17 protein-coding genes are annotated in these 14,896 nt (G+C 37.3%); 7 read left to right on the forward strand and 10 right to left on the reverse strand.

Annotation, left to right across the window (positions count from 1 at the left end):
• Positions 1–74 precede the first annotated feature (74 nt).
• Complete coding sequence (locus tag DKG77_RS05055; RefSeq protein ID WP_109660793.1) at positions 75–998, forward strand: LysR family transcriptional regulator; 924 nt, start codon at positions 75–77, stop codon at positions 996–998.
• Positions 999–1,004: 6 nt separating this feature from the next.
• Here DKG77_RS05055 and DKG77_RS05060 read toward each other — a convergent pair whose 3' ends face one another.
• From DKG77_RS05060 to DKG77_RS05075, 4 genes are all read right to left on the reverse strand, one after another.
• Positions 1,005–1,349, reverse strand: coding sequence for a hypothetical protein (locus tag DKG77_RS05060; RefSeq protein WP_109660795.1), 345 nt, complete (start codon positions 1,347–1,349; stop codon positions 1,005–1,007).
• Positions 1,350–1,353: 4 nt separating this feature from the next.
• Positions 1,354–1,668 carry a hypothetical protein gene (locus DKG77_RS05065; RefSeq protein ID WP_109660797.1) on the reverse strand — a complete coding sequence of 105 codons (315 nt, stop codon included), beginning with the start codon at positions 1,666–1,668 and terminating at the stop codon, positions 1,354–1,356.
• 77 nt (positions 1,669–1,745) lie between these two features.
• A complete protein-coding gene (locus DKG77_RS05070) occupies positions 1,746–2,105 on the reverse strand; it encodes a dihydroorotase (protein WP_133248419.1) in 360 nt (119 codons plus the stop codon).
• Between the two features lie 2 nt (positions 2,106–2,107).
• Positions 2,108–2,482 carry a hypothetical protein gene (locus DKG77_RS05075; RefSeq protein WP_109660801.1) on the reverse strand — a complete coding sequence of 125 codons (375 nt, stop codon included), beginning with the start codon at positions 2,480–2,482 and terminating at the stop codon, positions 2,108–2,110.
• 147 nt (positions 2,483–2,629) lie between these two features.
• Between DKG77_RS05075 and DKG77_RS05080 the strand changes: the two genes are divergently transcribed.
• The 6 genes from DKG77_RS05080 (at position 2,630) to DKG77_RS05105 (ending at position 9,393) form a co-directional block, all read left to right on the forward strand.
• Entirely contained in the window at positions 2,630–3,316 is a 687-nt protein-coding gene (locus DKG77_RS05080) for a TetR/AcrR family transcriptional regulator (protein ID WP_109660803.1), read from the forward strand.
• Positions 3,309–4,976 carry a peptidase domain-containing ABC transporter gene (locus DKG77_RS05085; protein WP_109660805.1) on the forward strand — a complete coding sequence of 556 codons (1,668 nt, stop codon included), beginning with the start codon at positions 3,309–3,311 and terminating at the stop codon, positions 4,974–4,976. The genes DKG77_RS05080 and DKG77_RS05085 overlap by 8 nt, the downstream gene beginning before the upstream one ends.
• A gap of 7 nt (positions 4,977–4,983) precedes the next feature.
• A complete protein-coding gene (locus DKG77_RS05090) occupies positions 4,984–6,336 on the forward strand; it encodes an HlyD family secretion protein (RefSeq protein ID WP_109660807.1) in 1,353 nt (450 codons plus the stop codon).
• Positions 6,320–7,735 (forward strand): TolC family protein, encoded by a 1,416-nt coding sequence (locus DKG77_RS05095; protein ID WP_109660809.1) that lies wholly within the window; start codon positions 6,320–6,322, stop codon positions 7,733–7,735. The genes DKG77_RS05090 and DKG77_RS05095 overlap by 17 nt, the downstream gene beginning before the upstream one ends.
• A gap of 49 nt (positions 7,736–7,784) precedes the next feature.
• On the forward strand, positions 7,785–8,642 hold the full coding sequence (locus DKG77_RS05100; protein ID WP_109660811.1) for a YitT family protein: 858 nt from the start codon (positions 7,785–7,787) through the stop codon (positions 8,640–8,642).
• A 118-nt stretch (positions 8,643–8,760) separates the two neighbouring features.
• Entirely contained in the window at positions 8,761–9,393 is a 633-nt protein-coding gene (locus DKG77_RS05105; RefSeq protein ID WP_109660813.1) for a thioredoxin family protein, read from the forward strand.
• Here the strand turns inward: DKG77_RS05105 and DKG77_RS05110 are convergent.
• From DKG77_RS05110 to DKG77_RS05135, 6 genes are all read right to left on the reverse strand, one after another.
• Positions 9,376–10,095, reverse strand: a complete 720-nt coding sequence (locus tag DKG77_RS05110) for a hypothetical protein (RefSeq protein ID WP_109660815.1) — start codon at positions 10,093–10,095, stop codon at positions 9,376–9,378. The genes DKG77_RS05105 and DKG77_RS05110 overlap by 18 nt on opposite strands.
• An 87-nt stretch (positions 10,096–10,182) precedes the next feature.
• Positions 10,183–10,869, reverse strand: coding sequence for a tRNA pseudouridine(55) synthase TruB (gene truB, locus DKG77_RS05115; RefSeq protein ID WP_109660817.1), 687 nt, complete (start codon positions 10,867–10,869; stop codon positions 10,183–10,185).
• 43 nt (positions 10,870–10,912) lie between these two features.
• Entirely contained in the window at positions 10,913–11,707 is a 795-nt protein-coding gene (locus DKG77_RS05120; RefSeq protein ID WP_109660819.1) for an undecaprenyl-diphosphate phosphatase, read from the reverse strand.
• A 1-nt stretch (position 11,708) separates the two neighbouring features.
• Positions 11,709–11,972, reverse strand: coding sequence for a DUF3098 domain-containing protein (locus tag DKG77_RS05125; RefSeq protein ID WP_109660821.1), 264 nt, complete (start codon positions 11,970–11,972; stop codon positions 11,709–11,711).
• A 9-nt stretch (positions 11,973–11,981) separates the two neighbouring features.
• Complete coding sequence (locus DKG77_RS05130) at positions 11,982–12,860, reverse strand: cell division protein FtsX (RefSeq protein WP_109660823.1); 879 nt, start codon at positions 12,858–12,860, stop codon at positions 11,982–11,984.
• 96 nt (positions 12,861–12,956) lie between these two features.
• Positions 12,957–14,831, reverse strand: a complete 1,875-nt coding sequence (locus DKG77_RS05135) for a T9SS type B sorting domain-containing protein (RefSeq protein WP_133248420.1) — start codon at positions 14,829–14,831, stop codon at positions 12,957–12,959.
• Positions 14,832–14,896: the final 65 nt, after the last annotated feature.

A 14,896-nucleotide genomic window follows, 5' to 3' on the forward strand; every position in this document is an offset into this window, starting at 1 on the left:
TTTTGATGCAAAGTTGAAATATTATAATCATATATTTTTATTTATATTTATTATGAAACGCATAAATATTATTTATGAACTATACATTGCATCAGCTTCAGATTTTTTTAAAAATTGCTGAAAAACAGAGTATTACAAAGGCTTCCGAAGAGCTTTATTTAACCCAGCCTGCGGTATCTATTCAATTAAAAAATTTTCAATCCCAGTTTCCAATTCCGCTCACAGAAATAGTTGGGAGGAAATTGTTTGTCACCGATTTTGGAAGAGAAATTGCTCATTCAGCAGAAAGAATTTTGAATGAGGTAGAGGGCATAAATTATAAAATGCAATCTTTTAGAGGAAAATTGGCCGGACGACTAAAGATATCTGTGGTCTCCACCGGAAAATATGTAATGCCATACTTTTTATCCGGTTTTATGAAATCCAATACAGGAGTGGATTTAATAATGGACGTTACCAATAAGGCTAGAGTTGTTGAAGGTCTTGAAAACAATGAGGTTGATTTTGCTCTTGTATCCGTATTGCCAGATCATTTGAAGCTTAATAAGATAGATTTAATGAAGAACGTCCTGTATTTGGTTGGCAATCCCAATTATTTTGAGAAGATTTTGCTCTCTAAAAGTATGTTTGTAAAAGATACTCCGCTAATATTTAGAGAGCAGGGCTCTGCCACCAGATTGGCTATGGAAAGCTATTTAAAAGGGAGACAGATCCAAGTTGGAAAACGTATTGAGCTTACCTCCAATGAAGCTGTAAAACAAGCGGTAATGGCTGGGTTAGGATGTTCTGTTATGCCTTTAATTGGAATAAAAAATGAGCTGGGCAATGGAGATTTGAACATATATCCTAAAAAGGGATTACCAATTCAAACTACATGGAACTTGGTTTGGCTAAAGTCTAAAAAACTGTCTCCGGTGGCTTCATCTTTTTTAGATTACCTGGGAAAAGAGAAAGAAAGAATTATTCATGAAGATTTTAGCTGGTACGAAAAATACTAAGACAAATTACGATGCTTTGGTAATTTCAATGGTACTATGAATTTTTAATTGTTCTCCCTGGGATTGGGCATCTAAAATAATTTCTGTCATCCTGCCTTTGGCCTGCTTAAGGTAGTTTATCCTGTTTTCAGAATTTAATGAATCTATCTTATTGGTATCTTTTAAATTTAAAAGTTGAACGGTGTGGAACTTGATTTTGTCATTGAGTAAGGACAAAAGCACTTCTGCTGCATCCGCTGGGGCAAAATTCCCTTCAATTAAGAGAAAGGATTCTACATTGTCAGTTTGCGAGTTTGATGACTTTTTGTTTTGTGAATTGGAGCGATAAAAAGGTCGTAACAATTTTTTCATTCAATCAAACTTTTTGGGTTTTGGTCTGCAGTTCAAGATTCTGATGTTCATCCATATAAATTATGGGCATAGCATAGGTAAGGGGAGGGTTCTTCGCAAATCTCTTCTTAATGGTTTTATTTATTGTGTTAAAGAGCAATGCTTTGGTTGTGCCCATTACCAAGGTCTGTTCAAAACTTTTCTCTTCTCCATTTTTTTTGGGTTTGTAAAGGGTCTTGTGCGAAAGAAATGGATTGAGCATTAATTTTTCATCAATCAGAAAATCAACTATTTCATTTGCCTGTTTAGGAGAATCGCATATAATATGTATTAAAACCATAAGGAATAATTAGGTTGCTATTTGAGGGTAAAACAGCTCTGAGAAAACAGAATCCGTTGGCAAAACAGCTCTTTTTTCTATTGATCATATACTTCCATTTCACCAATGTTGATTGCGGTATTGAGTTCTGCGGTCAATGTTCTGTAGGCTTTAAAAAACTTTTTTCCGTTAGACCTTTTAAATGTAATCATAGGGTTGTCCTTGCCTGATATTTTGGTAATTGTGACAATGGAATTATTCAAAGTTGAAACATTGGGAATACCACCACGCTTGATAATGAAATTTTTGCGAGGTACGTTAATACTTTGATAGGATAAACTTGCCGGCTTAACGATCATGAGTTGGTCGCCAACCTTTACCTTATCAGAAAAGTCTTCTTGTGCACTTAAAGTACATACAAATAGAGAGAGGGTAAATAATAACATGAGATACTTCATAACTACATAGATGAATTGTTTTTAGTTTTTTCTCTTACCAAAATGGCCTTTATGGTGGGCTTGTAGCCGTAGAAATTTCTTCCATCTTCTCTTCTTAAAACTACCTGTGTGGTTCCATCTGGCATAACATCCATTTGGTCAATTACCACAATATTTCCATGAAAATTCATGGTAAGCCCAAATCCAGAAGAAGAATTTAAATGGTTGTCCACAAGCACAATATCGGCATAAGGAATCTCCAGCAACATTCCTTTTTCAAAATCACCTCTACTTTCCGTAAAATGCTTGAAGTTAATTTGATGTGATTTGGTCTGAGCAGTAATTTGAAGTCCCGAAAGAGTTAAAAAACATACATAAAATAGAATCTGTGCCTTCATAAGTTCCAATTTTTGGCATAGCCATCAATATAAAGATAAGATTAATCCTCTATAAAAAAGCATTACTATTGTTAATAAGTAGTTAAACTATCATATATTAATAGTAATACTGTTATATTTGTTGAAAATCTATAACAGCTTTTATTTATGGAAAGATTAATGCAGTCAATTCGAATCGGAATCAATGACAAGATATATGTAAAAGACCCTGAATCATCGGATTTGGGAAAAAGAATCATAGAACAGAGCATTTTGATGATTGATGAAATGGGCTTTGAAAGTTTTACATTCAGAAAACTGGGAGAGCGCATCAAATCTAATGAAAGTTCCATTTATAGATATTTTGAAAATAAGCATAAACTTCTCCTCTATTTGGCTTCATGGTACTGGGGCTGGTTAGAATATAAAATGGTATTCGCAACAAACGGAATTACCGATCGGAGCGAGAAACTGAGAAAAGCAATAGAGATTCTTACTCAAACAGTGGAGCAGGATGTCTCTTTTTCTCATATAAACGAGGTGTTGCTAAGTAAGATTGTTATTAATGAATATTCCAAATCATACCTTACTAAAGAGGTGGACCAAGAGAATAAAGATGGTTATTTTATAATATACAAAAGGCTGGTAAACAGACTATATGAAATGATTGTGTCACTAGACGGCAGTTATCCTTACCCATCTAGTCTGGCGAGTACGATTTTGGAGGGAAGTTTGCATCAATACTTTCTAAAGGAGCACTTTCCCATGTTGACAGATTGTAACCAAACCACAACCCCAACACAATACTTTATAGACTTGGTCTTTAGAGTCGTTAAACCTACCAAAAATGCCTAAAACCATTCTTACTGCTTGGCAGCGCCTAATGGGCATGCTTGCATTAGATAAAAAAGACATATTTCAAGTATTTTATTATGCCATATTTGCCGGTATAGTGAATCTTTCCCTGCCTTTGGGGATTCAGGCCATTATTAACCTAATACAAGGTGCGCAGGTAAGCACATCGTGGGTGGTTTTGGTAGTTTTGGTAACTCTGGGAGTTGCCTTTGCTGGAGCGTTGCAGCTAATGCAGATACGTATTATTGAAAACGTACAGCAAAAGATTTTTACAAGAGCTTCATTCGAATTCGCTTATAGATTTCCAAAGATAAAAATGAGCGAGTTAAGGAACTATTACCCGCCAGAACTGGCAAACCGTTTTTTTGATACACTGACGGTGCAAAAAGGACTTTCAAAGATCTTAATAGATTTTCCGGCGGCGTTGTTACAGATAGTATTTGGGTTATTACTACTGTCATTCTATCATCCTTTCTTCATTATTTATGGTCTACTTCTGTTGTTGCTCATATATGTTGTTTTTAAGTTCACCGCTCAACGTGGTTTAGAAACTAGTCTGGATGAGTCCAAAAACAAGTATAAAGTGGCCCATTGGATTCAAGAAATAGCAAGGTCCATTATCAGTTTCAAGCTCTCTGGCGGCACAACGCATGGCATTGATAAAAACGACACTTTAGTGACCAATTATTTAGAAGCCCGGGAAAGTCATTTTAAAATTTTAGTGCTTCAGTTTATCCAAATGATCGGGTTTAAGGTTTTGGTAACCGCCGGACTTCTATTGATTGGAGGACTGCTTGTACTCAATCAAGAAATGAACATAGGACAGTTTGTGGCGGCGGAAATTATTATTCTTTTGGTCATTAGTTCTGTTGAAAAAATGATTTTGGGACTAGAGACTTTTTATGATCTACTAACCTCTTTAGAGAAGTTGGGGCAAGTTGTAGATAAAGAACTAGAACCACAAGATGGTGAAAAACCTTTTGCAGATAATGAGGGATTTGTGGTTGAGCTTTCGGATGTTTCTTATAACGTTCCTGATAGGGACAAAAAGATCATTGATGATGTATCACTTTCTATAACGCCCACTTGTACTATTCTTTTACAAGGATCAAGTGGTTCTGGAAAATCAACCTTGCTAAGGTTAATTGCAGGTATTTTGGAGCCAGACCAAGGAAAAATATTTGTGAACGAGGTAGCGCTCCAAGGGGTCAACCTTAACTACTACCGGTCTCATCTGGGAAAATCGTTGAGTGAAGAATCGCCGTTTGAGGGATCACTGCTTAACAACATAACATTTGGAAATAAGGATATATCCCAAGAAGAAGTGTATTGGGCATTGGAGAAAACAGGGTTGACCCAATTTGTAAAGGAACAACCACATGGATTAAAAACAATTTTATATCCTGAAGGAAAGCAAATACCCTATACAATTTCCAAGAAAATTGTTTTGGCTCGTAGCATAGTTACAAGGCCTAAGCTCTTAATCCTAAAAGACCCATTGGATCAATTTCCAGAAAATGAAGCTACAGAGATCATGGACTTTTTAACAGATGACTCTAATGGATGGGCTTTGGTCATAGTAAGTTCCAATCCTAAATGGATAGAACGTTGTGGACGCATTATTACTATGGAAAATGGAAAATTGATTAACGAAAGATAGAAAGACCATGCTGAATATATCACCAAACAAGTTAAACGAAAAGGTTGACATTAGCGAATACAAGGCGGTTAAGAAAGTCTTCTATAGAACGCATTACAAACACTTTAATAGGTTTTTGGCTGCTTTTTTTGTGATAGCATTCATTATCCTTTTCCTGCCATGGACACAAAACATAACGGGAAAAGGCTATTTAACAACATTACGACCTGATCAACGTCCACAGACTATTCAATCGCCAATTCCCGGCAGAATTGAAAAATGGTATGTTAGTGAAGGAGATTATGTAAAGAAAGGAGACACCATTCTCTTTATCTCTGAGGTTAAAAGTGAATATTTTGACCCAAAACTGGTAGAGCGTACAGGACAGCAAATCAAGGCCAAGTCAATGGCGGTGACATCTTATGAGGGAAAAGTGCAAGCACTCAACACACAAATTGGGGCTTTGTCAAATGAGCGTGGATTAAAACTGGAACAATCCAAAAACAAATTACTTCAGTCTAGGTTAAAAGTCCAGAGTGACAGTATTGATTTGGAGGCTGCAAAAACAAATATTTCCATTGCGCAGCGCCAATATGACCGTGTAGTTCAACTTCAGCAAGAAGGACTAAAAGCCGTCACAGATGTTGAAGAAAAACGTTTAAAATTACAGGAAACCCAGGCCAAGTTAATTTCACAAGAAAACAAATTGTTGGCAAGTAAGAACAATGTCATAAATGCTCAGGTAGAAATAAGTAGAGTGCGGGCGGAGTATACAGACAAGATTTCTAAGGCCCAAAGTGATATGTTTACAGCACAGTCAAATCAATTTGATTCTGAGGCACAGGTTACCAAATTGGAGAATTCATACACCAATTATGAAATGCGTAATGACATGCTTTACATTAAAGCCCCTCAAAGTGGGTTTATCAACAAAGCAATACAATCTGGCATTGGAGAGACATTTAAGGAAGGAGATAGATTGGTGGGCATTATGCCATCAGAATATGATATGGCAGTGGAAACATTTGTAGAACCTATAGACTTACCGCTGCTTCATATTGGTGAAAAGGTCCGTATACAGTTTGATGGCTGGCCTGCTATTGTTTTTAGTGGTTGGCCCAATGTTTCCTTTGGAACCTTTGGAGGAGAGGTAGTGGCCATAGAAACTTTTATAAGCAATAATGGAAAGTATAGAATTCTGTTGGCCCCAGATAAAGAAGATCAGCCGTGGCCAAAAGACATACGGGTAGGCTCTGGTGCCAATACCATGGCCTTGTTAGAAGATGTTCCTATTTGGTTTGAGCTATGGAGACAGTTAAATGGTTTCCCGCCAAATTATTATCAACCTGAAAACAAAGTAGTCGATGTTAAAAAGAAATAAGCAAGGAATCCAGGTATGGATACTTTTCTTTCTATTCACTTTTTGGGTTCAAGCGCAACAAGACTCTATCATTCTCAATTTTAATGAGTATTTGGGCTATGTAAAAAAGTACCATCCCGTTGCTAAGCAAGCACAGCTTACCATTGCTATGGGACAGGCCAATTTAATGAAAGCCAGAGGAGGCTTTGATCCAAAAATAGAAGTGGATTATGATAGAAAGGACCTTAAAGGAACAGAATATTGGGATAGGTTGAACACAACCTTTAAAGTTCCTACTTGGTTTGGAATAGAATTGAAGGGAAACTTTGAGCAAAACCAGGGAGACTTCCTAAATCCTGATGAGACAGTTCCTGAAGATGGCTTGTACAGCGCAGGGGTGTCTATGTCCTTGGGTGAAGGCTTTTGGATAAATGAAAGAATGGCAACCCTTAAAAAGGCGAAATATTTTAGAGAACAATCCAAAGCTGACCAAGATTTGTTTGTGAACCAAGTATTGTATAAGGCTTCTTTGGCCTATTTTGATTGGTTAAGAGCTTACAAAGATGCTGTGATTTTTGAAGATTTTCTTCAAAATGCTGAAACAAGATTTCAAGGAGTTAAACAAAGTGCTCAAGCCGGAGATATAGCAGTTATAGACACCGTTGAAGCCAAGATTGCAGTTCAAAACAGAGCCTTGAGTTTGGAACAGGCCAAAGTTAGACTAATGAAAAAATCTTTGGAACTTTCAAATTTTTTATGGATTAATGATGTGCCTGTAGAATTACAGCCGGAAGTAATTCCAGATGAAAATGTAGAGAGCGAGATTGACGTTACCTTAGAGATTATGGGTAAACCTTTGGATAGTTTTACACTTGAAAATCACCCTAAGCTAAGGTCTTTGGAGTATAAGATTGATGGTTTGGTTGTGGATAAGCGATTGAAAGCAAATAAGTTGCTGCCGGTATTGGATGTCCAATACAATTTCTTGACAGAATCACCAGACCAAATAAACTCTTTGGACATTGACAATTTCAAGGGTGGAGTAAGTTTTCGGTTCCCTTTGTTCCTAAGAAAAGAAAGAGGGGATTTAAAATTGGCAAAGTTTAAACTACAAGATGCACAATTTGAGCGGGACAATGCACAGATAGAAATTCAGAACAAGGTCGTTGCTATATATCGTGAGCTAGACTCGTACACTGCACAGAACCAATTGATCGCAAATATTGTTACAGATTACAATACCCTGTTGAATGCTGAAGAGCGGAAATTTAGTTTTGGTGAGAGTTCGTTGTTTTTAATTAATTCGAGAGAAGGAAAGCTCATCGATGCTGCCCTAAAACAGAATGAAGTACAGAACAAGTTTTTTTATACCAAAGCAAGACTGTTTAAGAGTCTGGCCATCAACCCAGAAATCTTGTAAACAAAAAATCTAAGAGTGAAATAGTTTTCATGACCATAATAAGCCAAGAATGAAGATACCTCCAATTTTAAAAGACCTATTTTTCATTTTAACCGGAATCTTTTCTGCGGCATTTGGTTTGGAAAGCTTCTTGTTGCCCAATAGATTTATTGATGGTGGCGCTACAGGAATTTCATTATTGGTAACAGAGGTAACCGCCGTTCCATTATGGGTTTTGATTATTTTGGTCAACATTCCATTTTTATTCTTGGGATATCGTGTATTGGGCAGGCAATTTACCATAAAGGCCATTCTTGCAATTTTAGGACTTGCTTTGGTATTGGTATTTATTCAATTTCCAGAAGTAACCCAAGACAAGTTGTTGGTTGCCGTTTTTGGCGGTTTCTTTTTGGGTGCGGGAATAGGTCTTTCCATTAGGGGAGGGAGCGTTCTTGATGGCACCGAGGTTTTGGCCATTTTTTTAAGCAGAAAGCTAGGAACAAAAATAGGGGATGTGATCATTATGATCAATATCCTGATTTTTTTGGCTGCGGCATATTTATTGTCAATTGAAGCGGCTTTGTACTCTATGTTAACCTATTTGGCAGCCTCAAGAACTTTGGATTTTGTACTTGAGGGTATTGAAGAGTATACCGGCGTGACCATTATATCTGAAAAAAGCGAGGAAATAAGAGTGATGATTACAGAGAAACTGGGTAGAGGATTAACTATTTATAAAGCAAGTGGGGGCTATGGAAAGAAAGGGGAACATAATGAATATGATGTAATCTACACTGTGGTCACAAGATTAGAGATTAGAAAGTTGAACATTGAGCTCAATAAAATAGATGCAAACGCTTTTGTGGTCATGAATAGTATAAATGACACCAAGGGGGGCATGGTAAAGAAAAGGTTGTTAAACCAATAAAGTTCATCCCCATTTTTCCAACTAATTAGGTTTTGTAAGTTTTCGGTTAGGAATACAACAAATGATAAAAGTCAGCTCTTATAGAGTTTTTGAGACTTAATTTTGGAAAAAGTATCACATGGAAGTAATTGAGGAAAATATACAGAAAGAACGTTTGGAACTTGTTCAAAAAGGTATTTCAAATGGGATGGATTATAGAGAATATAGAGATTTAGTGCATCTTTTGGCCAAAAATAGACAGACCACTGGTGTAGATCAATTGGAATCACTCATCAATTATACGGAACTGAATGATCGCCGTATGAATAGATGGGACAAGACGTTAAAAATTCCAGTAGAAATTGAAGAAAGGATTTCCAGGGTAAATTCTAAACTTACCTTTTTGGTACTGAGTGAAAGCTGGTGTGGTGATGCTTCTCCAAGTTTGCCTGTTATGAACAGGATTACAGAACTAAACCCAAATATTGAGTTCAAGATTGTATTACGGGATGAAAACTTGGATTTAATGGATAAGTTCTTGACCAATGGTAGTCGTTCTATTCCCAAATTGATCGTTATGGACAGGGCTAACGAAGAAATAGTGAATGATTGGGGTCCAAGATCAAGTACTGCCACAGAAATGGTCGAAGCCTATAAAAAAGAACACGGTACACTTACCTCTGAATTTAAGCAAGACCTTCAAGTCTGGTACAATAAAGATAAGGGACAGAATATTTTAGAGGATTTGGTTGCACTACTTCCTTTGGAATAGGTAAGTAATCGTTCCTATTTGGGAGGCTTTGGAATCTGGACTAAATCTTGCTTTTAATGCATAGGCAATAGCATTGTCTACCAAGCAACCGTTACTTGTTCCAGAACTCTGATCATTGTAATCTGCCTCGGTAACATATCCTGAAGCATCCACTTTTATATTGATGACCACTTTTCCTCCTTCAATGCAAGTATAGATTGGTGGTGGCAACGAATATGCATTTCTGTCAATTAAAGAATAAGAAATAGAAGTGCGCTTGTCTTTTAGGTTATTGGTGAACTCTTCTTTTTGAGCTTCACGTTCACCCAGCAATTGTTTTTTCTCTTGCCTTTTTTGTGCTAACTCCTTAAGATGGTCGGCGTACTCACTATCAGAACCGGAAAAGTCACTTTGATCGCTGTTCAAGGCGCGCTCTTCCAGAATTTCCTCAAGCGTTTTTAGCGGTTCAGGATTGCCAACAGAAGGCTTTGCGGTTTCATTAAAGGCCATATGGCTTTTAATGGGGTCATTATTGGCCAGTTCCTCCATTCGTTCCTCTTCCTCTCTCAATAACTCTTCAATGTCCTCATCAGCCAAACTCATTTCAATAACATATTCTTCCTCTTGTACGCCTCCCAGATGAATGTTGTATAGTAACAACACGATCAGTGACATAGAGAAAAAAGTTATTAAGAATGATAACTGGTTTCTGTTTAGGTTCATGGTGATATAATAACCGCTTTTTTCTAAAATTATTTTATTCCAATGATTATGCCTAATCTATTTTTTAAAAAGTATTTAACTTTTAAGTCATAGATTTTCCTTGAAAACCGTTGGGGTGACCGCATTAATTACGTTGAAATCACCTATTTTGGTTCTTCGGAGCTCGGATAAATAGGCTCCAGATTGCAGGGATTTGCCAAAATCATGTGCCAAAGACCTTATGTATGTTCCTTTGCTGCAAACAACCCTAAAATGGATTTTTGGCAATTGTACCTGGGTAATTTCAAATTCAAAGATTTCTATTTTTCTGGACTTAACCTCCACTTTGATTCCTTCCCGCGCAAACTCATATAACCGTTTACCATCTTTTTTTAAGGCCGAAAATATTGGAGGCACTTGTTCAATTTCACCAAGAAATTGTTTTGTGGCAGACAGAATAAGCTCTTCGGTAATATGTTTTGTTGGAAATTTCTGGTCAACATCTGTTTCCATATCAAAAGAAGGGGTGGTTGCTCCCAAGGTAAAACTGCCAGTGTATTCCTTGACCTGCCCCTGCAATTCGGGAATTTTTTTTGTGAATTTACCGGTACAGATTATCAATAGTCCAGTAGCCAGTGGATCTAGTGTACCAGCATGTCCTATTTTAATTTTTTTTAAGTCGAATTTCTTTCTAATACCCCACTTTAAAGCATTGACCGCTTGGAATGAGCTCCATTCCAGTGGCTTATCAATTAACAGAATTTGTCCGTTTAAAAAGTCCTCTTTGGTTTTCAAGCAGGAGTGAATTTAGGTTAAACCAACATTTTTAAAAGGAGAGTTACCCCCAGATGCTCCAAGCAATTGCGACTAGACCAACAATCAGGCAATAAATGGCAAAATAGGTAAGCTTGCTTTGTCTCACAATTTTTAACATCCAAGTACAAGCTGCAAGTCCAGCAACAAAGGCAGCTATAAATCCAGCTCCCATTGCAACGGTTTCATCGCCAACAAAATTAATATCCCCACTAAGAATGTCTTTTGCCACTTTGCCTATGATTAGCGGAACTACCATTAAAAAGGAAAAACGTGCAGACTTTGTCTTGTCAATTCCCAATAATACAGCAGTTGAAATTGTTGCACCACTTCTTGAAATACCAGGTAGCATGGCTACGGCCTGTGCCATACCAATAACAAATGCGCTTCTGTAAGAAACACCCTTATCAGTAGTTTTTGCCAAATCTGCCAAATACAACAGAACAGCAGTAATAATAAGCATAATACCTACAATGATAATTGCGCCGTCAAAAAACACTTCCATAAAATCCTCAAGGAAAAAACCTATCAGCGCTGCGGGAATCATGGAAATGATAATTTTCAATGAAAATTGTGTCTGTTCATTCCAATTAAACTGAAAAAGTCCTTTTATAATATCCCAAACATCCTTTCTAAAAACTACGATGGTGCTTAAGGCAGTTGCAAAATGTAAAACCACAGTGAACAAAAGACTTTCCTCTGGTAATGCATTGCTTCCTAAAATGGCCTTGCCCAATTCCAAATGCCCACTTGATGATACAGGTAAAAATTCGGTCAACCCTTGAATGATTCCAAGGATGATAGCGTCTATAATCTCCAAACTATTTTTTGTTTTTGTTAGGATTCAACAAAATGGCATATACCTGAATGCCAAGACCGATAAGAACTAAAGTAGGCGCCAAACGGATTCTTCTAAAACTATATATGTCTGGATTAAAAACATTTGGGTCGTCACTGCCGCCGCCAGTCATTAAAATAAACCCTAGTGCAATAAAGGCCAACCCTATAAAAAGAAAAAGATAATTTCTTTTTTGAAATATAAATTGGGGGGTTGGTTTTTGTGCGTTCTTATTTTTCTTACTCATGCTGTAAAGTTAATAATAAAGATCATCAGTCCTTAAATTCAAAAAACGTTGAGTGGCAATATGGGTGCTCGCCCAAGAAATAATGACTCCAAGACCAAAAACTGCAATAAACAACACTATTAAAACAACAAGGTCTTGGAACAAGTTGAGTTCTGGGAAATTTGTATTTACATAGTAAAGCACAATAGCTAGAGCAATTAATGCAAGCGTTGCTCCCAACATTCCCAATTTTATGTTTGTCCAGATAAATGGTCTTCGGATAAATGTTTTGGTAGCCCCAACCATCTGCATGGTTTTAATAATAAATCGCTTGGAATAGATGGAAAGCCGTATGGAACTATTGATCAGCAACACAGCTATCAATGTAAAAGCGGCACTTGCAAAAAGAATCCATAGACTTATTTTTTTCACATTATCGTTTAGTAATGAGATAAGCGGTTTATCATAGCTAACTTCTTCAACATAGGTTTTGGCAGAAATGCCATTTGCAATTTCCTCAATCTGTTCCGGAGATACAAAGTCTGCTTTAAGGTTGACATCGATGGCATTTTTAAGTGGATTATAACCCAAAAACTCAATAAAGTTTTCACCTATATCCTCGCTATACTGTTCTGCTGCATCTTCTTTGGATACATAATCGGCGGATTTGGTATAATCTGCCATTGCCAAACTTTTTTGCAATTGTTCAATTTCCACCGGTTTTGCATTATCCTTTAAGAAGACAGAAATGGTTATCTGTTCTTTAAAATGATCAGCAAGTTTTTTAGTGTTCAAAACCAAAAGTCCCAAAACCCCTAGTAGGAAAAGCACCAAGGCAATGCTTAACACCACAGAAAAATAGGAGGAAATCAGCTTTCTTCGTTGATATCGTTCAATATATTGACTCATAAAGGAAAATCAGTACGTAAAAATAGAAAAGTATGAATTAACAATTGTATAATTCTGGACTATTGAATTGTTTTAACTTCTAATTATGGGTCAAAATCAACGTTTGAGCGTAAAATGCCCTTTGAACAAACTGCTCCCAACTTTTACAGTGTACCAATAATCGGATGCAGGTAGAGGTCTGCTATCAAAAGTACCGTCCCAAGAATAGTCTTTCTCTTTGGATTGTGCTATAAGTCTTAAGTTTCGGTCAAAGATGTTAATTTCATAGTCGTCGGTGACTTGAATTCCTTCTGGGATAAAACGATCATTTATACCATCACCATTTGGGGTAAAAAACCGGGGTATTACCAAATGGACGAATGGAAATCGAAGCACACCGCAAAAGTTCTTCTGTCTTATGTAAGCAACGTATGCTCCTCCCAAAAGATTTTGAAAATTAGGACTTTCCTGATAAACGATGCCATCAAGGGAGTATTCAAAATCACCCCCAATTTGGGTAAGAATGGTCAAATCTCTGTGATCAGAAACTATCCTATCAACTATGGGCTTGTCAATTTGAGAAACTGCAATCACCTTTGTGGTGCTACAGCCCTTGCTGTCGGTTACCGTTACCGTATATTCTCCTGGCAGAGTGACAGTTATTTCCTGAGTGTTTTCCATAGTGCTCCAAGAATAGAGGGAATTGGGTAAATCTGCCGATAAGACCACTGATTCCCCTTCGCATAGAATCAACGCTTCATTTTCTAAGATGGGCAAATCATTATAAAAAATGCTTACCGCCGTCCTAGAGTCGGATCTACAACCTGCTACTTCGGATACCGCTTCTGCGTAATAGGTGCCATTGATAGTAGTTTCATAAAACGGGCTGCCAGTCTGTAAAAGGGTCCCCCCAACTGGGGCGTCATACCAATTTGTTGTAATACCGTTTGGAGTGGAAACGGATACTCCTCCAACAACATCCTCACAAAGCGAAACCTCTCCCAAAGAAGTTGGTGGCATAGGTCTCTCTTCAATAATGACTTCAAAAACATCAGATACCGCACTACAATTTAAATTGGAAAGGTTAATAGGGTCTTCTGCTACCTTTACTCGATATAATGTTGTGCTAGAAATTAAAGGTGATGTCAGGCTTTGAGCGGTTTCACCAACAATATCGTTCCAAGTTGTACCATCCGTGCTTTCTTGCCATTGATAGGCATGAGTGCTGTAAATGGAAAAATCGGGTGTTGCGTTAAGATCAACTGATATAGGAACATTTTCTTCGCATACGGCAATACCTGTATTATCTAAAGTATCGGCAAGGGTTATTCTATCGCCACAGGCCCTAAAAACAATGTCATCGATGGCCAGGTCATTACCGCAGCCACCTATCCCATTGTTGAGCATTTTCAAAATAACCGAAGTCTGGCCAGGTAATGTTTGAAAAACCAAGGCGTATTGTTCCCATATTGCCGTGGACTTGCTAAAAATATTTCCAGTGTTTCCAGTTGCCAATAAATTTGTATCAGTATTGTCCCAAATCTGAAACCTTACATTTATTGGAATGCCATTGCCACTGCAGCCGGTACTTGGCAGAAGGTTTATCAACCAAGATGAAAACTCATATGAAGTATTTTCGCATAGCCCGTTGATGGTTCTTCTGAAAAACTCTCCTGATGTAAAACTTGCATTTACAATAAAAGCTTTGCCATTTGTATCACCAGGGGTATGGTCATTTGTGTTAAACCAATCAAAAAAACTAGTTCTGCTGGATATGGTATAATTTCCATCAACAGGTTCCAAAGGACCTCCATTTACATAGTTGTATGTAGTTGCTCCTGCCGGCAATGGAGGGCCGTCTTGTAACCCTGCCCCAAAAGTTTCCGTAAAAATTGGGTCTCCAGAATTACCACTGCAAAAACCCAATTGAGCCTTTGACTTTTGAAGAAAAAGCACTGAAAATAGTAAAGAAAAGAGTAAGTGGTTTCGCAATGAGGCCTTGTAATGTTGGTTTTGAATAGGCTTGCTTAATCTTTTCCGCTTTAATGGATTAAACC

The organism is Flagellimonas aquimarina (genome assembly GCF_003149745.1).
Classification (GTDB): Bacteria; Bacteroidota; Bacteroidia; order Flavobacteriales; family Flavobacteriaceae; genus Flagellimonas; species Flagellimonas aquimarina.